Here is a 20,952-nt window from a genome sequence, read left to right on the forward strand (position 1 = left end):
AACTATGGACGAATTTATGCAGGAGGCCATTCGGCAGGCGCGGAAAAGCTTAGACGAAGGCGGTATTCCCATCGGCTCGGCACTGGTAAAAAATGGCGCATTGATGGCGTCGGGCCATAACAAACGGGTGCAGGAAGATAACCCGATTCTGCACGGCGAAATGGACTGCCTCAACAACGCCGGGCGTGTTGGGTCGTTTCGCGACACGGTTATTTACTCTACCCTGATGCCGTGCTACATGTGTGCCGGAACCATCGTACAGTTCAAAATTCCGAAAGTTATCGTCGGTGAATCGCGGACATTTGCCGGTGCCCGCGAGTTTATGGAACAGCATGGCGTCGAAGTGGTTGACCTCGATTTGCCCGAATGCGTTGCCATGATGGAGCAGTTCATCGCCGAAAAACCAACCCTCTGGAATGAAGACATTGGCGAATTGTAATTGGCGTAATTCATAGCATGGTTACTAAATGGTAGGTGGTTCGTCTTATAGGCGAACGTCCTGTCATCATGAAAACCCGCCACCGTTTTTGTCTGCTAATTGTCCTGCTTATAAACCACATAAGCACATTTGCCCAACGGTCGGCCTACTGGCACGAGAAGCCCGGAACGTGGCTGCTGAATGTTGGCACAGGAGCTACCCGATATGCTGGCGATCTGGCCGAAGCCGGTAATCTGGCGCATCTGCAACTGGGCGCGGCTCTGGGTGTGGCCGGAACGTACCGCGCCACGCAACGGCTCTCGTGGCGGGCCGAAGCGCAACTGTACTACGTTTACGGCTGGCAGAAATACACCCGAAATTATTATAACAACCTCTCGTTCAATAGCCTGAATCCCGATGTTTGGGCGGGGATTCAGTTCGATTTCTGGCCTGTAAACGACCCCCACCGGGCTACTATCCCGTATGCTATGGCAGGTGTGGGACTTACCCATATAACGCCTAAAGCCCGTTATGAAGGCCAGAACTATAGTTTACCTCAATTTGAAACAGAAGGCGTTGCCTACAACCGGCTGCCACTTATTATTCGCTACGGGGTTGGTTTGCCAATGCTGTCGACCGAACGGCTAAGGTTTCATCTTGAAGGCACCTATACGCACGTTTTGAGCGACTATTTCGACGACGTTAGCTCGATATACATCGACCGAAGTAACATGACCCCGCTCGGTGCAGCCTTGACCGACCGACGCGCCGAACTTGGTACAACGCTCAACCGACCCGGCGAACAGCGGGGCAATACGGGTAAAAATGACGGTTACTTTGTGTTGAGTGGTCGGTTGGTTGTTGTCATCATTACGCCACAGCAACGCAATTACCGGCGCATGTTCGGGCGTTAGGGTTTTGGGGGCTTTTGCCGTATTTTTGGCCCCAAACCCACTCGACTACTAATGAATCCAGCCGTTTTTATTGAGGCCATTCAAGCAGAACTTCAACGCACTAAATACGGGCAGTACCCTCCCGAACTGTATGACCCCATTCGGTATATCATGAGCCTCGGCGGCAAACGAATGCGTCCGCTGCTGACCCTCATGGCAACCTATCTTTTCACCGACGACTGGAAACAGGCCATTCGGCCCGCGCTGGGTGTGGAGGTCTTTCACAATTTCACGCTCATGCACGACGACATCATGGACCAGGCTCCACTGCGTCGGGGGCAACCAACCGTGCATGAACGCTGGAACGCCAATATTGCCATTCTATCGGGCGATGTGATGCTGGTGAACGCTTACGAACTGCTGCTCGACGTGGCTCCCGACAAGCTCAAAGCCGTGATGAGTCGCTTTAACCGTACAGCCGCCGAGGTCTGCGAAGGACAACAGATGGATATGAATTTCGAGACGCGGTGGGACGTGACCGAAGCCGAATACATCGACATGATCCGGCTGAAAACGTCGGTGTTGCTTGGCTACGCGCTCGAACTCGGTGGCCTGATTGCCGGTGCCGACGCCGAAACTAACCGGCATCTGTACGAAGGGGGCGTAAACATTGGCATTGGCTTTCAGTTGAAAGATGACCTGCTCGACGTGTACGGCGACCCGGCCAAATTCGGCAAACAAGTGGGGGGCGATATTCTGGCGAATAAAAAAACCTTTCTGCTCATCGAAGCCCTCGAAAAAGCTACCGGCCCGCTCAACGATGAACTGAACGGCTGGCTTACCAAAACTGAGTTCGACAAAGCCGAAAAAGTACAGGCCGTAACGGCCATTTATGACCAGTTAGGTATTCGGCAGATTACCGAACAGCGTATCAATGCATATTTTGCACGCGGCTTTGCCAACTTCGACCAACTTAAGGCCGACCCCACCCGCCGACTCCTGCTTACCCAATTCGCTCGTCAGTTAGTCGAGCGTGAAAGCTAAACATCACATGAACATTACCCTTGTTATTATACTCGTTACCGTTGGCGTGAGCCTGGCAGCCTGGAACAATCCGGCTCTGATGAGTCGCTGGATTATGAATCCCTATCAGGTCATGAACCGGGGGCAATATTACCGGCTGCTGACATCCGGGTTTCTGCACGCCGACTGGGGCCACCTGCTGTTCAACATGCTGAGTCTGTATTTTTTCGGCGGTTTTATCGAGCAGGTTTTTGCCTACCTGTTTGGTGGCAACGGCGGGCTGTATCTGATTGGCTTTTATTTAGTCGGAATTGTTGTGTCTGATATTCCAACGTTGCTGAAGCACCGGAACAACCCCAGCTATAACTCACTGGGCGCGTCGGGGGGCGTATCGGCCATTTTGTTTGCGGCTATCCTGTTCCGGCCCCTAACGCCGATCTACTTGTTCTTCATTCCGATTGGCATTCCCGGCTTTATTTTCGGAGCGTTATATCTGGCATATTCCTACTACGAAGCCCGGCGTGGCTACGGCAACGTGAATCACGACGCGCACTTTTACGGAGCTGTGTTCGGTGTGTTGTTTATGATTGTGGTATACCCCGAAGTAGTGCCGCAGTTCTTCGATCAGGTGTCGGGCTGGCGGCTTTTCTAAACCATGTTTAAGTTACTCGCACAGCCGTACCCAACCGAAGAATCGCTACGACGCCGATTGCTGAAATCATTTACTATTGGGGCGTTTGTGGGCCTGTTCTTGTTGCTTTTTCAGCCGTTTGGTATCGATGACTGGCAAACCGATGCCAAAGTCTGGAAAGTGCTGGGTTTTGGAGCCGTAACGTTGGCGGTGTTGCTGCTGAACTGGTTTGCGCTGCCTGCGTTGTTTCCCCGGTTCTTCTCAGATGCTCAATGGACCGTTGGCCGCGAAATTGTGCGGGTATTGTCGTTCATTCTGGCGATTGCGATTGGTAACGGGCTATACATGAACTGGCTGTTCAACCGGCATCCTACAATTGGGAGCTGGCTTTGGATAATTGGCGTTACATTTCTGATTGGCATCTTCCCCACGGTTGGGTCTATCATGCTCAACTACATTATTCAATTGCGTCGCTACAGCCGCTCAGCCGCCACGCTTAACCCAGTTGCACACAACACCGCCGAATCAACACTCCAAACCGAAACGGCATCGCCCCCGCCCCTGAGCGATACGCTGACATTATTGGCTGACAATGAAAAAGATACGCTGACGCTCGAACCGGCTAAGTTGCTCTTTATCGAATCAAGCGATAATTACTGCACGGTCGTTTATCTGAAAAACGACAAGCCCGCCAAGGTTCTGCTACGAAGCAGCCTGAGCCGCATGGCCGACCAAATTCAGCGACCCCACATTGTTCGCTGCCACCGGTCTTATATCGTTAACCTCGACCGGGTAGAGCGCGTGACGGGCAACGCGCAGGGCTACAAACTACACCTCCTCGACGGGCAGTTTGCCTTGCCTGTTTCGCGTCAGTACAACGATACGCTCGTAGCCGAACTGAAGGCGTTGTAATTCACCTTTGTCATTCGTCCCAACCCACGTTCTTCTTTGCCAAATGCCCCAAACGGTGCCGTTTGGCCCTATTTTTTGTTCGGAGTTTCTGAGCCGCTGTACGTTTGCATCATCAACCGCAACCAACAAAACGGCTATGAACACGCTGCTCACTATTCTCCTCATCACCCATATTGCTACTGGCTTTACGGCCCTGCTGGTGGGACTGATTCCAATGTTTGCTACGAAAGGCAGCCAACTGCACAACCGAGCCGGGCTGGTCTTTGTCTATTGTATGATTGCCGTGACTCTCACGGCCTTGCTGTTGTGTGTGTTGCAGCCGTTTAAGATGATGCGGCTATTTCTGACAGGCATTGCTGTATTCAGTTTCTACCTGAGCATGACCGGCTGGCGGGCCACCAAACAAAAAAACGGGCAGGTGGCTGCTTTCGACCACTGGCTGACATACATAACGCTCGCTGTCAGCGCGGGTATGATTGGTTTTGGCGTGTATCTACTGGTATTGAATGGGCCTGTTTTTCTGCCGATTGTCTTTACATTCTTCGGTTTTCTTACCCTCCGATTCGCCGTTGAAGATTATCGTAAACAACGCAGACCCGCTCAGAAAATGCATCGGAGGGTCGCACCCTGGTATTTTCAGCATTTCACTCGAATGGGAGGGGCATATATTGCTTCGTTTACGGCGGCATTGGTCACCAACATTGGCCGCGTGTTGCCCGATGATGCCCCCGATTGGGTAGGTACGGTGGCCTGGATTGCGCCGAGTATACTTGGCGGACTAATTATTGGCCGAACGGTGCGCTATTACCTGACGAAGTTCAAGCTGACCCGGTAATCGACTACGAAACCAGTAGCCGACTGACTACTGGCAACGCCAGTTCGGCCCACTGTCGCATCTGTTTACCAGAGTAATGCAGACCATCGCTGGTAAACTGCGAGTCTACGCCCGGCGTGGGCTCACTTGCTGCCCGGCGCGTGGTGGGCGTAATGTCCACGAAGGCTACAGCGGCCCGGCGGCATTCTTCCTGCGCGATGGCATTGAACTGGTCAATCTCCTGCGCGATTTTGGCCCGGTCGCGGTCGCTGGCAAAAGGTGAAACGCCCCAGTCGGGAATCGATAGCACGAACACACGACTGGCCCGCCCCCCCGCAAACTGAATAGCCGTTTGCAGCAACGCCCGAAACTCGGCACGGTAACGCGCCCGCGACTGGCCCCGGTACTGATTGTTAACGCCAATCAGCAGCGATACTAATTCATAGGTTTTCTGATTACCGCTTTTCTCGATGGCTTCCTGCAATTCAGCCGTAGTCCAGCCAGTATGGGCAATGATGTCGGGGTTGGAGATGGCCGTGCCACTGTCGCGCAACAGCCCGGCCAACTGAACCGGCCACCGCTCAACCTCTAACGCACCCTCGCCAATGGTGTACGAATCGCCGAGCGCGAGGTAGTCAGAACCATCTGAACCAGGATTAGCCAAGATTTTCGGGATTAAACAAGATTCTAAACTAAAACCGCTAACATTCAAAAGTGTCAGGAATAAAACAAGATTCAACAGTTTACAAGCGAAGCGCATAAATCTTGTTTAATCCCGAAAATCCTGGCTAATCCTGGTTCAGAAGAAACGCCTTAATAAACGGGTCTAAATCGCCATCGAGTACGGCATCGGTGTTGGAAGTTTGGTGGCCGGTGCGGTGGTCTTTCACGCGCCGGTCGTCGAGCACATAGCTGCGAATCTGCGAACCCCACTCAATTTTCTGCTTCCCGGCTTCTACTTCGGCACGGGCTGCGTTGCGTTTCTGCACTTCGATTTCGTAGAGTTTCGATTTCAACAGCCGCATCGCCACCTCTTTATTCTGCAATTGCGAACGTTCCTGCTGGCACTCGATTATCAGCCCCGAAGGCCGGTGCCGCAACCGAACTGCCGTTTCCACCTTATTGACGTTCTGCCCACCGGCCCCGCCCGACCGGAACGTATCCCAGTCAATATCAGCCAGATTAACCTCAATGTTAATGGTATCATCAACGAGCGGGTAGGCAAACACCGACGCAAAGGACGTGTGCCGCCGGGCGTTGGAATCGAACGGCGATACGCGCACAAGCCGGTGAACGCCATTTTCCGATTTCAGAAACCCATATGCCAGCGGCCCATCGACCTCAATTGTGGCTGATTTGATGCCTGCCGTGTCGCCTTCCTGATAATCGACCTGTTTGAGGCTATAACCGTGTTTTTCGGCCCAGCGCATGTACATCCGGTAGAGCATGTCGGCCCAGTCCTGGCTTTCGGTGCCGCCCGCTCCGGCGTTGATTTCGAGTACTGCGCTCAACTGGTCTTCTTCGTTGCCGAGCATTTTTTTGAGTTCAAGATCGTCGAGCGTTTCGGCTACCTTGCGGCCTTCGGCGTCTACTTCTTCTTCGGTTACTTCCCCGGCTTCGTAAAACTCAAACAGCGTTTCGAGGTCACCAAACTGACTGTTCAGTTTATCGTATCCCGTTGTCCAGCCTTTTAGCACACGAACCTGTTTCATCACGCCCTCGGCGCGGGCGGCATCGGTCCAGAATTCGGGCTGGAACGTCTGCTGTTCGAGTTCAGCTAATTGCTCTTTTTTAGTATCGTAGTCAAAGATACCTCCCCAGAGCCTCTATTCTGGCCCTCAAGTCGGTCAACTGGTCAGTTGTCATGAACTTGTCTTGTGTTAGTTAGAAAGTTGTGATACAGAGATGCACGAAGGAAGCACAGAGATACGCAGAGAAATTTAAAAACTTTGTGTATCTCCGTGTCTTCTCCGTGTATCTCTGTGTCACAACCACAAAGATAGAACAAAAGCAGCGGGGGGCGTTGTTTCGGGGAAGCCCGCAAACCAACTTTTCGCTATACCTTTGCGTTCTCAAAATAGCATACGTGACCGCTGCGAACAGGTTTACGCAGCACACACTTTTCAGTATACATTCTTCATTTTTCACTTATAAAAATGGCTTCACAGTACGATGTTATCGTGGTAGGTAGCGGACCGGGCGGATACGTTGCCGCCATTCGGGCTTCGCAGTTGGGTATGAAAACCGCCGTGATCGAGCGCGAAAGTCTCGGCGGCATTTGCCTCAACTGGGGCTGTATTCCAACCAAAGCCCTGTTGAAATCAGCGCAGGTTTTTGAATATATCAAACACGCCGGCGACTACGGCATCACGGTACAGGGCGAATCGCAGGCCGATTTTGGGGCCGTTATCAAACGGAGTCGGGGTGTAGCCGATAGCATGAGCAAGGGTGTACAGTTCCTGATGAAGAAAAATAAAATCGACGTTCTCAACGGCGTCGGTAAAGTGAAAACCGGCAAAAAAGTTGAAGTAACCGGTCCCGACGGTAAAGCCACCGACTACGAAGCCAAGCACATTATCATTGCCACCGGAGGCCGCGCCCGCCAACTGCCTGCCGTACCCATCGACGGCGAAAAAGTGATTGAGTACCGTAAGGCCATGACGCTCGAAAAAAGACCCGATTCGATGGTTATTATCGGTTCGGGAGCCATTGGCGTCGAGTTTGCTTACGTGTATGCCAGCATGGGTACGAAGGTGACAATCATTGAATTCCTGCCCAACATTGTGCCGGTTGAAGACGAAGACATCTCGAAAGAACTGGCGAAGCAGTACAAGAAAATGGGCGTTCAGCTTTTCACCAATTCGGAAGTCACAAAAGTAGATACGAGCGGCAAAGGCTGCGTTGTAACGGCCAAAACCCCCGATGGTGAGAAGACGTTTGAAGCCGATGTCGTGTTGTCGGCAGCGGGCGTGGTTGCCAACATCGAAAATATTGGCCTGGAAGATGTCGGCATTAATACCGACCGGGGCAAAATCGTAACCGACGATTACTACCGCACAAACGTAGAAGGTTACTACGCTATCGGCGACTGCACCAAAGGGCAGGCACTGGCGCACGTAGCGTCGGCAGAAGCCATTATCTGTGTCGAAAAAATTGCCGGATTGCCGCACGTTGAGCCGTTGAACTACAACAATATTCCGGGTTGCACGTACTGTACACCCGAAATTGCGTCGGTAGGTTATACCGAAAAAGCGGCCCGCGAAGCCGGTTACGATCTGAAAGTAGGGAAGTTTCCGTTCACCGCGTCAGGTAAGGCCAAAGCTGCTGGCGCACCCGAAGGGTTTGTAAAGGTAATTTTCGACGCCAAATACGGTGAGTTCTTAGGTGCTCACTTCATCGGCGCGAACGTGACGGAGATGATTGCCGAGGTGGTAGCTGCCCGTCGGTTAGAAACCACGGGAGAGGAAATTTTGAAAGCCGTTCATCCGCACCCCACCATGTCGGAAGCCATTAAAGACGCTACCGAAGCAGCATACGGCGAGGCTATTCACCTGTAAGGTTTAGTCTAAACGCAGAGTGGCGGAGGTTGCACAGAGTACACAGAGCTTAAATCAAACACGCTGTGTACTCTGCGCAACCTCCGCCACTCTGCGTTTGAACTCTTAACTCAGGTACTTCAGTTTCACTACTTCTTTCGGGTCTAAGAACCGCCATTTGCCGCGCGGCAGCTCTTTCTTCGTCAGTCCGGCAAACATAGTGCGGTCGAGCCGGGTAACTTCATATCCGAAATGCTCGAATATCCGGCGCACAATGCGGTTGCGACCCGAATGAATTTCAATGCCAATTACGTGTGCGTCGGGTGTTACAATGCTAAGCGCGTCGGGCTTGATGGGGCCATCTTCGAGTTCGATGCCCTTGCGGATGGCTTCAAAATGCTCTTCCGTCAGTGACTTATCGATTTCTATCTGATAAATCTTCTTCACCTCATTTGATGGGTGCGTCAGTTTGTCGGCCAGTTCACCATCATTGGTAAGCAGCAGCAGACCCGTGGTGTTGCGGTCTAAGCGGCCTACGGGGTAAATGCGATAACTCCCTACGTCAGCAACCAACTCCATCACCGTTCGGCGATCTTCGGGGTCGTCGGTAGTAGTGATGTAATCTTTCGGCTTATTGAGCAGTACATACACAAACCGTTGCTGGCTTAGCAGTTTCGTGCCATATTTCACCGTGTCGCCATCTTTTACCTTGAAGCCCAACTCGGTTATAACTTTGCCATTGACGGTAATGTCGCCCCGGAGAATAAGCTCTTCGGCTTCCCGACGCGAACAAACGCCTGAATTAGCAATATATCGGTTCAGGCGAATCAGACCGTCCTGCGCGGCTGTCCGAACTGGCTGATCGGTGGGCTGTGCCGCTTTGGCGTCGCGTTTGTCGCGGTATTTGTCGCTGGTTTTTTTACCACGGCGGTCGTCCTGACCATATTGCTCATGACGACGTTGTGCCAGTTCGTAGTTGGGCACTTTATCGTAATCGCCCACGCGCCGGTCGCCCGATGCCCTGCGTTGAGCCGGTGTAAAGCGCGACGATTCGTCATCGTTCCGATTGGTAGTTGTGCGGTCATCGTTCCGGCGGGGCTCGCTCCGACGTTCATTCTGGCTTTCAAAGCGGTTGCGCTCGTCGGCTTCCCGATTAAAACCACCTACCCGTTTGAAACGGGGATTTTCGTCCCGCCCGCCCCGGTCGAAACGAGGTTTATCGTCGCGGTTGAAACGTGGTTTATCAGTACGGTCATTGTCTCGGCTGAACCGGGGTCGCTCTGTACGCTCTGAATCCCGGTTGAAGCGCGGTTTCTCATCGCGATTGTTATCGGCCTGACGTGGGCGGTCATCGCGGTTAAAACGGGGCCGATTATCGCTCCGTTCAAAACGCGGTTTGTCATCGCGTGAGGGCCGCTCGTCCCGACTGAAACGCGGTTTGTCATCCCGATTGAAACGCGGCTTATCGTCGCGGCTGCTCCGGTCAGGCCGGGGTTGTTCGCTGCGTTCGTCGCGCCGGAAACGCGGTTTATTCGTATCGTTATCGCGGTTGAATCGATTCGGGGCATTGGTTTGCCGGTCGTTGTCGCGGCCAAAACGTGGTTTGTCGTCCCGATTGAAACGCGGTTTATCGTCGCGTCGGTCGTTGCTTCGCTCAAACCGTGGCCGTTCGTCCGGGCGGTTGGTATCACGGCTAAACCGGGGTTTGTCGTCGTTGTTCCGGCGCGGGCGGTCATTGCGGTCACTATCGCGCGCTAAGCGGGGGCGGCTGTTGCCGGTACGGTCGTCATCCCGACGGCCAGAAGAACGTTCATTTCGCCGGGGCGCATCGTCCCGTTGGCGGTCGTTCTTATCAAAATCCTGATTCATGGAATAATACAGTAAATAGTACTGTGAAGGAAAGCGAACATGCTGATTATCAGTCTCACGACTGTTATGCAAGTCAAAAAGGGATGCAAAGATACTGCTTTTTACAGGAACCACACGGTAGTGGTTGTGCGCAGAACGTAATTTTTACAGAAAACAATCCAGGACCGCTGATGGTCGTTAGCGATATAGTGCCGAAGACAGTGCTTCGGCTGTAAAATAGTTTTCCTACCTACAGCCGAAGTACTGTCTTCGGTGCTATATCCTACTATGCCCCACCCGACACGTACACCCATTTACACCCCCGACCGCCGAACCAGCGACCAGTCGCTCCTGAAAAAATACATGGACTGGCTGTTTATCAAAAAGGGCCTGTATTTCCGAGATTATGACGACCTCTGGGATTGGTCGGTTACTGACCTCGAAGATTTTTGGGAGAGTATCTGGCAGTTCTTCGACGTACAGAGCCATACGCCCTACAACCAGGTAATTTACCGACCTACCAATGCCGATATGATTGGTACTGAATGGTTTGTAGGGGCAACTGTCAACTACGCCGAACATATTTTCCGGCACAAAACGTCACAGCGGCCTGCTATCGTTTTCGCATCTGAGCGGTCGGTGGAGCGGGGGCAGCGGCTCTCGGCTCTGTCGTGGGACGAACTCGAACGGCAGGTAGTAGCCGTGTCGACCTGGCTCCGGCAGCAGGGCGTGGGCGTGGGCGACCGTGTGGTGGCCGTGTTGCCCAACATTCCTGAAGCCGTTGTGGCTTTTCTGGCAACCAACGCCATAGGAGCGGTGTGGTCGAGTTGTTCGCCCGATTTTGGCACGGCCAGTGTGGTTGATCGGTTTCAGCAGATTGAACCCAAGGTGTTGATTGCTGCCGATGGCTATACCTACAACGGCAAACCAATTGATAAAACCGACGCGATGCGCGAACTGCGCCTTAGCTTACCTTCGCTGCAACGGGTTGTGTGGGTGCCATTTCTGGATGTAGAGAACCGGCTCGAACGCAGCGTACTGTGGCACGATGTGCTGGAAACAGCTGCGCCCGACGAGCTTGATTTTGAACCAGTGCCCTTCAATCACCCCATTTGGGTGCTATACTCATCGGGTACAACGGGCAAACCGAAAGCAATTACGCATAGTGTGGGCGGCTGTTTGCTCGAACACCTTAAAGTGCTGACCCTGCATCAGGACGTGCGCGTGGGCGAACGCTATTTCTGGTACTCGACCACCGGCTGGATGATGTGGAATTTCGCGGTAGGTTCTATGCTCGTTGGAGCCACGCTCGTGCTGTATGAGGGCGCGGCTGGTTATCCTGATCTAAACATACTCTGGAATCTGGCCGAGGCTGGGCGGGTCAATCACTTTGGCGGTGGTGCGGCCTACTATTTAGCCTGTTTGCGGGCGGGCATTTCACCGCGCAACACGTTATCACTCAGTCAGCTACGCAGCATAGGCTCAACCGGATCACCCCTGCCGTCCGAAGGATTTCAATGGATTTATGAGTCGGTGAAGCCGAACGTCTGGCTGATTTCATTTAGTGGTGGCACCGATGTTTGCAGTGGTTTTGTGGGTGGAAATCCGATGTTGCCCGTTTATGAAGGCGAAATCCAGTGCCGGTTGCTGGGTTGTAAAGTCGATGCCTTCGACGCCAACGCTCAGCCTGTGCGCAACGAACTGGGCGAAATGGTGATTCTGGAACCCATGCCTTCCATGCCGATCTTTTTCTGGAATGATCCCGGCAATGAACGCTACCGCTCCAGCTACTTTGCCGAGTACCCCGGCATCTGGCGGCACGGCGATTTTATCCGCATCACAGAGCGCAACGGCGTAATTATCTATGGTCGCTCCGATGCTACGCTGAATCGTGATGGCGTCCGTATTGGCACCGCTGAAATTTACAGCGCGGTCGAAAGCCTGCCCGATGTTGCTGATAGTCTGGTGATTGGCCTGGAGCAACCGGGCGGGAAGTATTTTATGCCGCTGTTTGTGGTGCTGCGCGACGGAACCACCCTGACCGACGACTTGGTGAAACAAATCAAACAAACCCTTCGGAATCAGTTCAGCCCGCGCCATGTGCCCGACGCCGTCTACCAGATCAGTGAAGTGCCGTATACAATCAGCGGTAAAAAACTGGAAACACCGGTCAAGAAAATTTTGTCGGGCATGGATGCGTCGTTGGCAACCAGCCGCGACACGCTGCGTAACCCGGCATCACTCGATCAGTTCACGGAATTTGTGCTGGAGCGAAAAAGTTGATAAGCCAATTTAAGTCCGGTACACGGCTATAGAAAAGCGTTTTAGCGGCTCAAAAACTGCTCATGCAACGCCACAACCTGCGGGAGCAACAGCGTATGCTCATCATTCACCAATACGTAATCCGCAATTTTCAGCCGGTCGTCGTCGCTGACCTGCCGGTCGATGATGTTGCGGATTTCGGTTTCTGACCGGTGCGGGTCGCGCTGTCGGATGCGCTCGATCCGTAAGTCGACGGGGGCCGTTACCACGATGACGGCGTCTATACCGTGACCCGGATTAGCGGCTCCCATCAGCGCGGCTTCTTTTACAACATACGGCTTGTCAGCGTGTTGGTTAACCCACGCGGCTGTATCGGCCCATACGCGCGGATGAATCACGGCGTTCAGTTGCGTCAGCAAATTGGGGTCGGCAAATACCTGCGACGCCACCCATGCCCGGTTATAACGTCCGAGCGGATCATACGCCTGATTGCCCAGTACGCGCCGGACATCGGCTTTCAGAATTGGGTCGTGTTCAGTAAGCCACTTAGCCCGCTCGTCAGCGTAATACACGGGCACACCGAGCGTCTCAAACACCCGGCACACCACGCTTTTCCCGGACCCAATGCCGCCCGTTACGCCGATCTGGAGCATTTTTGAGTGATTGACTGACTGACTGACTGACTGATTGATTGAATGAATGAATGAATGATTGAATGAATGAGCCTTCGCACCCCATTCAATCATTCAATCAATCAGTCAGTCAACCACTCTATTTTGGTGAAAGCAACTCGCCTACTTCAAAGCTCACCGACACTTTGTCGGCAGATGCGCGGAGAAGTGGGTGCTTAAATTGATTGACGGGTAATTCGTTGTCGTAGTTATCAGAAATTCGTTTGCCCGGAATCCGAATCAGCAGCGTATCAGACAAACCGCGCACGAGTCGTTCGGGACCTTCTATCTCAATGGTGCGGGGCGTCAGATTAATTTGGCTCGACACCACAAAACGGGGCGACAAATTGATATGTATACTGTCGGGGATGAGCCGGATTGTTCTGGTCATGCGTCGCTCGAAATGCATTTCGAGCGTGTCGGCCACTACGTAATTGACGCGTAGTTTCTTGGCTTGTTCGGCTAAGGTTGCTGCCAGCGAAGCCGTATTGATAACCGACGCCTGAATTGGGTCTTTGACAACATAATCGACCGGCTCTGTGCGAAACGGTAGCCACGAATGCCGAAGCAATCCCCAGCCATCGCTCGATACGTTGACCATCACGGTGCGGGGCAGGGGCGTAGTTGGAATGAACTTCGATTCGTTGTAAACGAAGTGAATCGGATAGTCAACGTTCAGGGTATAGCCGCTTTTATTGAGCGCATTCAGTAACCAGAATAGGGCAGCCGCTCCCAAACAAAGCAGGAAGCGGGTTGGCTGAAACGGACGAGCGTTCGACGGAGTATTCACAGAAAAAGGCTTGTTTATACCCCACCCCAACCCCTCCCCGTTAGGGAGGGGCTTCCGCTGGAAGCATCTATGCTTAGCCCCACCCTAACGGGGAGGGGTTGGGGTGGGGTGTTTTTATTCTGTTGCTTCCGTTTTAGCAGTCGCTTCGCGCGAGATGGACGATTTCTCGAAGGTCATCTTCACGCCTTTGTCGACTTCGAGTGTTACGGTTGTACCATCGACCGAGGCTACGCGGCCATGCAAACCACCAATTGTCACCACGTTATCGCCTTTCTTCAGATTATCGACAAACGTTTTCTGGTCTTTCTGTTTCTTCTGTTGCGGGCGAATCATAAAGAAATAAAAGACACCAATGATGGCTACCCAAAGCAGCACATTGTAGATCATTGGCGTGTTCGACCCTGCCGGGGCCTGTAGCAAAACTGCGTACATAAGTCAGGTAGATTAAGATGTTTTGACGGAGTCAGGTCTGGGGTTGACCATCGCTTTGAATTGCAGGTCGGTCATGGCCGGGTCTGTATTGGCAAAGATGGTAATCGTTTTATTTTGCTGACCCATTTTACCCCGGCTGTTGAACCGCACTTTCACCGATGAACTTTCGCCGGGGGCCACCGGTTCGCGGGGCCATTCGGGCGTAGTGCAGCCGCATGAAGCGGTGATGTTGTTGATAATCAGTGGAAACTTGCCAGTGTTCGTGAACTTGAACACGTGTTCAGCAGTATCACCTTCTATCATGTTGCCGAAGTCGTAAATGCCTTTTTCTGCGAACGTGATTTTAGGCAATTTGTCTGAGATCGTAGCTTGAGCCGATTCGCCCTGTTGCCGGTTATCGCAGCCGACCAGGGTTAATCCGCCGAGAAGAAGCAGGAAGAGGTACTGTTTCATAGCAGTGTTCTCAGTGAACAGTCATCAACCAACAGCCAACAGTTGGTCGAAACGTACAGTTTCGCTGTTGGTTGTTGGTTGATGACTGTTCACTGCTTAGGCGTTTTGCTGTTTAATCTGGGCCATGAGCCGGTCAACGTCTTCGAGCAGGCGTTCGGCTTTTTCACGGGCGTCGTTTACAACGCGCTGCCCTTCATTTTTCGACAAATTTTCGGGCAGGTCTGCTGAAGTCATCAGTTCGTTGAGCAGTTGCTCCAACTGTTCGCGGTACTTCGAGAGCCGGAACGACAGCCGGTCGCGCGTGACCATGCCCTTTTCGGGCGCGAACAACATACCAATCGCCGTGCCGACCCCAATGCCGACCAGCATAAACGTTACATCACGAGCAATGCGGTTCATCGTTATAAGAGTTGTAGTGTTGTAAGGTTGGATAGTTATAAGGTTGTTGTGCTGAGTCTGGCATAACTTTACAACTTTATAACAATATAACCTTACAACTCACTTGTTATCTAAAAGGCCCCGTCCGCTTTTCCGCAGGCGACCCGACGCTTGCAGCTTCTCGGAGAGGTTATCTAAAATTCCATTGACAAACTTACCGCTTTTGGGCGTACTGTACGACTTTGCCAGTTCGATATATTCGTTAATGGTCACTTTCACGGGAATGTTTGGGAAGCTAAGTAGCTCACAAACTGCCAGTTTCAGAATAATCATATCCAGCATTGCCACGCGTTCAACGTCCCAGTTTTGCAGTTGGTCGGCCAGCATGGTTTCATAGTCGTCGTTGTTATCGATAAAATTATCGAACAATGTGGTCAGGAAACGCTCATCCTCTTCCCAGTCGTCGGTCAGCGGTTCGAGTTTCAGCCCACCCGCGCTCGTTGCCGATTTGAGCGTTCGGATTGCCAGCCCGCGTACAACTTCGCTGTTTTCGGCCCAGCTCAAATCAATTTCGGCCAGAAAATCGCGAATAATTTCGTGCTTGAACACCAACGTGCGAAGTACGTACTGAATTAACGTCTGATCTTCGTCTGGCGTATGCGTTTTCTGTTCGCAATAGGCGCGGTAGGTCTCGTCGGTTTTCAGCACTTCGCGCAGGGCTTTGCGAATAAACCCCAACTCGTCGGCCCACGAAACGCCGTGGCGAACGGCTTCGTTTTGCAGCGGCTGATGCGCGGCCAACGCCTGCACCACCGTGTTGTCGTTCAGCGTCGATGCAAATGGGAAGGGGGTTTCGTCAACATCGCGGTACTGCCGTTCACTATCGATACGGGCGGCATGGCCCAACTCAACCAGCAGCAATAAAATACGCAGGTAATCTTCGTAGATGCCATTCACCTGCCGAATCATCATCTGGGCGAGGTGTTGACGGTCTTTTTTAGCGCGGATGCGGTAGAATAGCAGCCCGTCGTTAGCGGCTTTCAGGACGCTGGCGGGCGCGTCGTCGTCCTGAGCGGGCTGATTGGTTTTAACGGCTTCTTCAAACAGCAGACCCGCCAGTTTACGATACCCTTCCAGTTGCGGCTTATTCTGCGGCTTCATGGAGTTGAGATCGGGTTGAAACAGATCGGCGATGCCATCGAGGGCTAATTGCTGGTTTGAAGCCCGCGCCTGTTCGAGCGCGTACACGGCCTGCATTACTTTAATACGAAGGAGTCGCCGGTTCAACATGGTGTTTCTGCGGAGTTAGTTTGCCGATAAATAAAAGAACATCTGAAATTGCGGGCGCAAAGATACGAATTTTTCCCCGCCCAACCGTGTTCCCCTGAAAAACGCGGCCTGTTTGTGAAAGCACTTTCCTACCTCAATAAATATCTCCTCAAATACAAATGGTATCTGATTTGGGGAACGGTATTTACAATTATATCCAACCTCTTCGGCATTTTTCCGGCGCAACTGGTTCGATACGCGCTCGACCTCGTTCGCGAAACCCTCGACGTGTATTACCTCTATGATCAGTCGCCGTTGCAGGCGTCGCTCTATGATGTTTTTGCATTCAGTTTGTTGCTGTTTGCGGGTGGCACGCTCGTGATGGCGTTACTGAAAGGCTTTTTCCTGTTTTTGGTGCGCCAAACGCTTATCGTGATGTCGCGGCACGTAGAATACGACCTGAAAAACGAAATCTACGACCACTACCAAACGCTGCCGCTCAGTTTTTACCGCCAGCACAACACGGGCGATTTGATGGCCCGCATTTCGGAAGACGTGGGAAAGGTGCGGATGTACATCGGGCCAAGTATTATGTACGGCCTGAACCTGATAGTGCTGTTCATTCTGGTTATCACCTACATGGTTAGCATTAACGCCCGGTTGTCGCTGTACGTGCTGCTGCCGTTGCCAGTGCTATCGGTCGCAATTTATTTAGTCAATAACATCATCATTCGGCGGTCGGAAGAAATTCAGCGCAGCTTATCGAAGTTATCGACGTATGTGCAGGAAGCGTTTTCGGGTATTCGCGTGCTGAAAGCGTTTGTACAGGAAGAAAATTCGGCGCAGAAGTTTGAACTCGAAAGCGATCAGTACCGCCAGAAATCGCTCGGCCTGACCCGCGTCGATTCGCTGTTTTTCCCGATTGTTGCCATTCTGGTGGGTCTGAGCAACGTGCTTGTCGTGTATGTGGGCGGGCAGGAAATTCTGGCCGGTCGGCTCACTCCGGGCAACATCACCGAGTTCATTCTGTACGTCAATATGCTGACATGGCCCGTGATGGCCCTCGGCTGGACCACGAGCCAAACCCAACGGGCCGCAGCCTCGCAGGAGCGCATCAACGAGTTTCTGAATATCAGAACTGACATCGTTTCTAAGAAAAACATAACCCATACCATTCAGGGCGAAATCGAGTTTAAAAACGTGCGGTTCGTGTATCCTGATTCGGGCATTGTGGCCGTCAAAAACTTCTCGATGCACGTGCGGGCGGGCGAAACCGTCGCCATTCTGGGTACAACGGGTTCGGGCAAAAGTACGCTGGCGAACCTGCTCACGCGGATGTATGACGTGAGTGCAGGCGAGATTTGTATCGACGGGGTTTCGATTCAGGATTACAACCTGACCAACCTGCGCGAACAGATGGGCTACGTGCCGCAGGATGTGTTCCTGTTCTCTGAAACCATCAGCAACAACGTGCGCTTTGGCAAACCCGACCTGCCGCAGGCCCGCGTCGAACAGGCCGTGCGCGACGCCGATTTGTACCAAAACGTGGTCGATTTTCCTGAAGGCTTTGAAACACGGGTAGGCGAACGGGGCGTTACGTTGTCGGGGGGGCAGAAGCAGCGGCTGAGCATTGCCCGCGCCATTGCCCGCAACCCAAAGATTCTGATCCTGGACGATTGTCTGTCGGCGGTGGATACCAACACCGAAAACATCATTTTGAACAATCTCCGGCGCATCATGGCCGACCGCACGTCGGTGGTGATTTCGCACCGCGTTTCGTCGGCCAAACTCGCCGACTACATCATCATGCTCGATGATGGTGCAATTGTTGAAGAAGGCACCCACGACGACCTCCTGGCCCGCAACGGTGCGTACCGCGAACTCTACGACAAGCAGTTGCAGACGGAGGAGGTGTAGATTTATAGATGAGTACGAAGAAAATCGTCAAACAGCATAATGCGACGAAACCCTCTTGAGCGAGCTTCTCTATAGATAGGTTGGTCGCGTGTGAGCAGAACGCCGTTTAGTTGAATAGCTAAAGCCAGATAAGCTACGTCTTTCGGGTCTGTTTCTCCTATCAATCGTGTGGATTCACGCAAGGCATAATCACTCAAATAGTAAGTAGGCAGAATAGTAAGTGGTTGAAAAATAGCAATCGTGAACCGCTTTAGTTCATCATCTTTAAGCTTTGATTTGTTGATAATTGTTTCGCTGTACTTCTCTATTTCAGTCAGGGCGAATTGCGGCAGCAATGGGTTAAGTTGCTGGAAAACAGTTTTATAAAAACTCTTACCGCTAATCAACGCGCCCATTAAAACATTCGCGTCAATTATATAACTCATTTGGGTAAAACAAATTTATGTTTCTCCTGTTCCCATGCTTGCTGCCGGGCCGTTTGCCAGGCCGGGTCATGCATAGGGTCTTCGTCTGACAACTCCTGGAGAATTGCCATAGCAGCAATTTTCATTTCCAGATGCGCTGCTGAATCGCTCAATAAATTTTTAACAAGATCATAGCCCAGGGTTTCCACTACGCTGTCTTCTACTTCGATTGTGACCTGCATAAACTCAATTAGTTTTGTACTCGCTTCTTTAACAGTGCCAATGGTAGTTTTTGTGCTAAGTTTACATAAAAAGCATTAAAAAGTATGAATCCCCGCGTCTGGTTCAAAAGCATTTCGCTCGAAAACGTCCGCTCGTTCGGTACGAAGCAGACCATCTATTTCACCGAAAACGGCAAGCCCGATGGGAAAACCGCCCGCTGGAACGTGATTCTGGGCGATAACGGCACGGGGAAAACGACGGTGTTGAAGGGGTTGTGCATGGCTACGGGCAATTATTGGAACGATTCAGATGCGTTGTTTTTCCGGCGGTTCTCTCGCGAAAGCCCGCAAATAGAATGTGTTGCCGATAAAGATGGCGGTGAGGTAAAACTTGATAAATTTTGGATTAGTTATGGTGCGATGAGAAATGGTGAGTATGTCCATTCTGCTAATTACTCAGCCGGTCATAAGGTGAAAGCTGACCTTTTATTAACCGCATACGGAGCCGCCCGAGCTGCAACATCGCTCTCTCCATCACTGTCACAACAGCAAAACAATGTTCAGAACCTTTTTATAGATGGGAGTCCTTTATTGAATCCTGAGCAGTGGCTACTAAACGCTGAATTGGCTGCTAAACAGAGTGATGATAAGCAAAACTATTATGACCGTGTTAAAAAATCGCTGGAAAAATTATTTGAGGGGGAAGTTATAGGTATAGAATCTAAAACTAACTATTACAGCACAAATGTATATTTCAAAACTCACTACGGAGAAGTTCGCCTTCACGAACTAAGCCTCGGCTACAAAACGCTTATCGCATGGATGGTCGATTTTGCTAAAGGCTTGTTCGACCGCTACCCCGACAGCGAAGACCCGCTGGCCGAACCTGCCGTTTGTTTGGTCGATGAAATTGATTTGCATTTGCATCCGAAGTTTCAGCGCACCATTATTCAGTTTTTGACCGAGACATTTCCAAACACGCAGTTCATTGTTACGGCGCATAGCCCGCTGATTGTGCAATCAGCAGAAGACGCCAATATTATTTTGCTGAAACGCGAAGGCGACGAAACCCGCGTGGTGCAGGGAATGGAAGTGCATAGCTGGCGGATCGATCAGATTTTAAGTAGTGATTTGTTTGGCGGAATCAGTACCCGCCCGCCCGAAACCGAAACAAAAATGCAACGTCGGCGGGCGTTGCTGCTCAAAGACGGGCGTACCGAAGAGGAAGACAAAGAATTGGCCCAACTGGAAGAAGAATTGGGTATGCTGACGGCTTCGGAATCGGAAGAAGCTTTAAAAGCATTGCAACTGATTAATAAAGCTTTGCCCCATTAACGCCTGTGATTAAGCTTGATAAAACTACCGTAATAGTACCAACAATTTTAGCGGCAGGTGGGAGAGGGGAAAAGGCTGTAGACAAACTGAAAGCTGCGTTCGATTCGGGAAATACCACGTTTGATTTTGAGTCGGCCATCTACGGTCATGCATCGGTCAAAGAGACCTTGAAACTGTTATAGCACGATAAATGCTGTTTTTGCGAGACCCGCATCAGTCATGTCGAACATGGCGACGTAGAGCATTTCAGGCCCAAAGCTGGTTATCAGGTAAATGAAGCGCAGTTACTGGTGAAGCCAGGTTATTACTGGCTGGCCTATGATTTTGAGAATCTGTTTTTTTGCTGTCAGATTTGCAATCAGGTCTATAAGAAAAACTATTTCCCACTGGCCGACGAAAGCAAACGCGCCAACTCGCATCATGACGATCATACGCTTGAAGAAAGTTTGATCCTGCATCCGGCTTTCGATGCAATTGATGAACACTTGACGTTCGAGGCAGAAATTGCCAAGCCTAAAAACGGTTCGCGCAAAGGAACCGAAACCATCAAACGCACAGGTCTCAATCGTGAGCTTTTGCTAAAGGAACGGTTGGAGCATTTGAAAAAACTACGCTTTCTGGCGAAAGGTGTTGAACAGAATATTGCTTACGCCGACGAAATCAGAGCGGCTTTTAAGGAATGGGGAAAGTTTGACAGCCTCTTCTCCGCGATGGTTCGCGCCAACTTCCCCAGCCTGATTTGAAA

The 20,952-nt window shown here is 51.8% G+C and carries 22 protein-coding genes; 11 read left to right on the forward strand and 11 right to left on the reverse strand.

Going from position 1 to position 20,952, the window contains the following annotated elements:
• Positions 1-4: 4 nt before the first annotated feature.
• From AWR27_RS24670 to AWR27_RS24695, 6 genes are all read left to right on the forward strand, one after another.
• Positions 5-439 carry a nucleoside deaminase gene (locus AWR27_RS24670; RefSeq protein WP_077133642.1) on the forward strand — a complete coding sequence of 145 codons (435 nt, stop codon included), beginning with the start codon at positions 5-7 and terminating at the stop codon, positions 437-439.
• A 68-nt stretch (positions 440-507) separates the two neighbouring features.
• The gene (locus AWR27_RS24675) at positions 508-1,332 is read left to right on the forward strand and encodes a hypothetical protein (RefSeq protein ID WP_077133643.1); all 825 of its coding nucleotides are present in this window, start codon (positions 508-510) and stop codon (positions 1,330-1,332) included.
• Positions 1,333-1,383: 51 nt separating this feature from the next.
• Positions 1,384-2,355, forward strand: a complete 972-nt coding sequence (locus AWR27_RS24680) for a polyprenyl synthetase family protein (protein WP_077133644.1) — start codon at positions 1,384-1,386, stop codon at positions 2,353-2,355.
• A gap of 7 nt (positions 2,356-2,362) precedes the next feature.
• Positions 2,363-2,986: a rhomboid family intramembrane serine protease gene (locus AWR27_RS24685; protein WP_077133645.1), complete on the forward strand. Its 624-nt coding sequence runs from the start codon at positions 2,363-2,365 to the stop codon at positions 2,984-2,986.
• Positions 2,987-2,989: 3 nt separating this feature from the next.
• On the forward strand, positions 2,990-3,877 hold the full coding sequence (locus tag AWR27_RS24690; RefSeq protein WP_077133646.1) for a LytR/AlgR family response regulator transcription factor: 888 nt from the start codon (positions 2,990-2,992) through the stop codon (positions 3,875-3,877).
• A gap of 136 nt (positions 3,878-4,013) precedes the next feature.
• Positions 4,014-4,712, forward strand: a complete 699-nt coding sequence (locus tag AWR27_RS24695; RefSeq protein WP_077134191.1) for a DUF2306 domain-containing protein — start codon at positions 4,014-4,016, stop codon at positions 4,710-4,712.
• 4 nt (positions 4,713-4,716) lie between these two features.
• On the opposite strand, the gene AWR27_RS24700 is transcribed toward AWR27_RS24695, so the two are convergent.
• Entirely contained in the window at positions 4,717-5,355 is a 639-nt protein-coding gene (locus AWR27_RS24700) for an SGNH/GDSL hydrolase family protein (RefSeq protein WP_418346597.1), read from the reverse strand.
• Positions 5,356-5,479: 124 nt separating this feature from the next.
• A protein-coding gene (prfB, locus tag AWR27_RS24705) for a peptide chain release factor 2 (protein WP_157579301.1) occupies positions 5,480-6,557 on the reverse strand; the annotation gives its coding sequence in 2 pieces (ribosomal slippage) (positions 5,480-6,496 and positions 6,498-6,557; 1,077 coding nt in all).
• Positions 6,558-6,847: 290 nt separating this feature from the next.
• Here prfB and lpdA point away from each other — a divergent pair.
• Complete coding sequence (lpdA, locus tag AWR27_RS24710) at positions 6,848-8,248, forward strand: dihydrolipoyl dehydrogenase (protein ID WP_077133648.1); 1,401 nt, start codon at positions 6,848-6,850, stop codon at positions 8,246-8,248.
• A 105-nt stretch (positions 8,249-8,353) separates the two neighbouring features.
• Here the strand turns inward: lpdA and AWR27_RS24715 are convergent, their stop codons facing one another.
• Positions 8,354-10,096: a pseudouridine synthase gene (locus AWR27_RS24715; RefSeq protein WP_077133649.1), complete on the reverse strand. Its 1,743-nt coding sequence runs from the start codon at positions 10,094-10,096 to the stop codon at positions 8,354-8,356.
• 267 nt (positions 10,097-10,363) lie between these two features.
• Here AWR27_RS24715 and AWR27_RS24720 point away from each other — a divergent pair, with 267 nt between their 5' ends.
• Positions 10,364-12,358, forward strand: coding sequence for an acetoacetate--CoA ligase (locus AWR27_RS24720; RefSeq protein ID WP_083732962.1), 1,995 nt, complete (start codon positions 10,364-10,366; stop codon positions 12,356-12,358).
• Between the two features lie 41 nt (positions 12,359-12,399).
• Here the strand turns inward: AWR27_RS24720 and coaE are convergent, their stop codons facing one another.
• From coaE to nusB, 6 genes are all read right to left on the reverse strand, one after another.
• Positions 12,400-12,990 (reverse strand): dephospho-CoA kinase, encoded by a 591-nt coding sequence (coaE, locus tag AWR27_RS24725; RefSeq protein WP_077133650.1) that lies wholly within the window; start codon positions 12,988-12,990, stop codon positions 12,400-12,402.
• Between the two features lie 118 nt (positions 12,991-13,108).
• Positions 13,109-13,798: a YbbR-like domain-containing protein gene (locus AWR27_RS24730; protein ID WP_077133651.1), complete on the reverse strand. Its 690-nt coding sequence runs from the start codon at positions 13,796-13,798 to the stop codon at positions 13,109-13,111.
• A 114-nt stretch (positions 13,799-13,912) separates the two neighbouring features.
• The gene (gene yajC, locus AWR27_RS24735) at positions 13,913-14,230 is read right to left on the reverse strand and encodes a preprotein translocase subunit YajC (protein ID WP_077133652.1); all 318 of its coding nucleotides are present in this window, start codon (positions 14,228-14,230) and stop codon (positions 13,913-13,915) included.
• A 12-nt stretch (positions 14,231-14,242) separates the two neighbouring features.
• Entirely contained in the window at positions 14,243-14,683 is a 441-nt protein-coding gene (locus tag AWR27_RS24740) for a DUF1573 domain-containing protein (RefSeq protein ID WP_077133653.1), read from the reverse strand.
• 96 nt (positions 14,684-14,779) lie between these two features.
• Positions 14,780-15,082 (reverse strand): YtxH domain-containing protein, encoded by a 303-nt coding sequence (locus tag AWR27_RS24745; RefSeq protein WP_077133654.1) that lies wholly within the window; start codon positions 15,080-15,082, stop codon positions 14,780-14,782.
• A gap of 99 nt (positions 15,083-15,181) precedes the next feature.
• Entirely contained in the window at positions 15,182-16,318 is a 1,137-nt protein-coding gene (gene nusB / locus AWR27_RS24750; protein ID WP_077134194.1) for a transcription antitermination factor NusB, read from the reverse strand.
• A gap of 147 nt (positions 16,319-16,465) precedes the next feature.
• Here nusB and AWR27_RS24755 point away from each other — a divergent pair, with 147 nt between their 5' ends.
• Complete coding sequence (locus AWR27_RS24755; RefSeq protein ID WP_077133655.1) at positions 16,466-18,247, forward strand: ABC transporter ATP-binding protein; 1,782 nt, start codon at positions 16,466-16,468, stop codon at positions 18,245-18,247.
• A gap of 2 nt (positions 18,248-18,249) precedes the next feature.
• Here AWR27_RS24755 and AWR27_RS24760 read toward each other — a convergent pair whose 3' ends face one another.
• Both AWR27_RS24760 and AWR27_RS24765 read right to left on the reverse strand, forming a co-directional pair.
• The gene (locus tag AWR27_RS24760) at positions 18,250-18,672 is read right to left on the reverse strand and encodes a PIN domain-containing protein (protein ID WP_077133656.1); all 423 of its coding nucleotides are present in this window, start codon (positions 18,670-18,672) and stop codon (positions 18,250-18,252) included.
• The gene (locus tag AWR27_RS24765; RefSeq protein WP_077133657.1) at positions 18,669-18,893 is read right to left on the reverse strand and encodes a hypothetical protein; all 225 of its coding nucleotides are present in this window, start codon (positions 18,891-18,893) and stop codon (positions 18,669-18,671) included. The genes AWR27_RS24760 and AWR27_RS24765 overlap by 4 nt, the downstream gene beginning before the upstream one ends.
• Before the next feature lie 84 nt (positions 18,894-18,977).
• On the opposite strand from AWR27_RS24765, the gene AWR27_RS24770 reads away from it, so the two are divergent.
• Positions 18,978-20,207 carry an AAA family ATPase gene (locus AWR27_RS24770; protein ID WP_077133658.1) on the forward strand — a complete coding sequence of 410 codons (1,230 nt, stop codon included), beginning with the start codon at positions 18,978-18,980 and terminating at the stop codon, positions 20,205-20,207.
• A 290-nt stretch (positions 20,208-20,497) separates the two neighbouring features.
• Positions 20,498-20,950, forward strand: a complete 453-nt coding sequence (locus tag AWR27_RS24775; protein WP_077133659.1) for a hypothetical protein — start codon at positions 20,498-20,500, stop codon at positions 20,948-20,950.
• The last annotated feature ends 2 nt before the right edge of the window (positions 20,951-20,952 follow it).

The sequence above is a fragment of the Spirosoma montaniterrae genome (assembly GCF_001988955.1).
Lineage (GTDB): Bacteria > Bacteroidota > Bacteroidia > Cytophagales > Spirosomataceae > Spirosoma > Spirosoma montaniterrae.

Coding starts and splice junctions, on each gene's coding strand:
- nusB (WP_077134194.1), bottom strand. CDS start 16,318: ATGCAGGCCGTGTACGCGCTCGAACAGGCGCGGGCTTCAAACCAGCAA.
- AWR27_RS24765 (WP_077133657.1), bottom strand. CDS start 18,893: ATGCAGGTCACAATCGAAGTAGAAGACAGCGTAGTGGAAACCCTGGGC.
- AWR27_RS24760 (WP_077133656.1), bottom strand. CDS start 18,672: ATGAGTTATATAATTGACGCGAATGTTTTAATGGGCGCGTTGATTAGC.
- AWR27_RS24715 (WP_077133649.1), bottom strand. CDS start 10,096: ATGAATCAGGATTTTGATAAGAACGACCGCCAACGGGACGATGCGCCC.
- AWR27_RS24720 (WP_083732962.1), top strand. CDS start 10,364: ATGCCCCACCCGACACGTACACCCATTTACACCCCCGACCGCCGAACC.
- AWR27_RS24675 (WP_077133643.1), top strand. CDS start 508: ATGAAAACCCGCCACCGTTTTTGTCTGCTAATTGTCCTGCTTATAAAC.
- AWR27_RS24670 (WP_077133642.1), top strand. CDS start 5: ATGGACGAATTTATGCAGGAGGCCATTCGGCAGGCGCGGAAAAGCTTA.
- AWR27_RS24770 (WP_077133658.1), top strand. CDS start 18,978: ATGAATCCCCGCGTCTGGTTCAAAAGCATTTCGCTCGAAAACGTCCGC.
- yajC (WP_077133652.1), bottom strand. CDS start 14,230: ATGTACGCAGTTTTGCTACAGGCCCCGGCAGGGTCGAACACGCCAATG.
- AWR27_RS24685 (WP_077133645.1), top strand. CDS start 2,363: ATGAACATTACCCTTGTTATTATACTCGTTACCGTTGGCGTGAGCCTG.
- AWR27_RS24745 (WP_077133654.1), bottom strand. CDS start 15,082: ATGAACCGCATTGCTCGTGATGTAACGTTTATGCTGGTCGGCATTGGG.
- AWR27_RS24690 (WP_077133646.1), top strand. CDS start 2,990: ATGTTTAAGTTACTCGCACAGCCGTACCCAACCGAAGAATCGCTACGA.
- coaE (WP_077133650.1), bottom strand. CDS start 12,990: ATGCTCCAGATCGGCGTAACGGGCGGCATTGGGTCCGGGAAAAGCGTG.
- AWR27_RS24680 (WP_077133644.1), top strand. CDS start 1,384: ATGAATCCAGCCGTTTTTATTGAGGCCATTCAAGCAGAACTTCAACGC.
- lpdA (WP_077133648.1), top strand. CDS start 6,848: ATGGCTTCACAGTACGATGTTATCGTGGTAGGTAGCGGACCGGGCGGA.
- AWR27_RS24695 (WP_077134191.1), top strand. CDS start 4,014: ATGAACACGCTGCTCACTATTCTCCTCATCACCCATATTGCTACTGGC.
- AWR27_RS24740 (WP_077133653.1), bottom strand. CDS start 14,683: ATGAAACAGTACCTCTTCCTGCTTCTTCTCGGCGGATTAACCCTGGTC.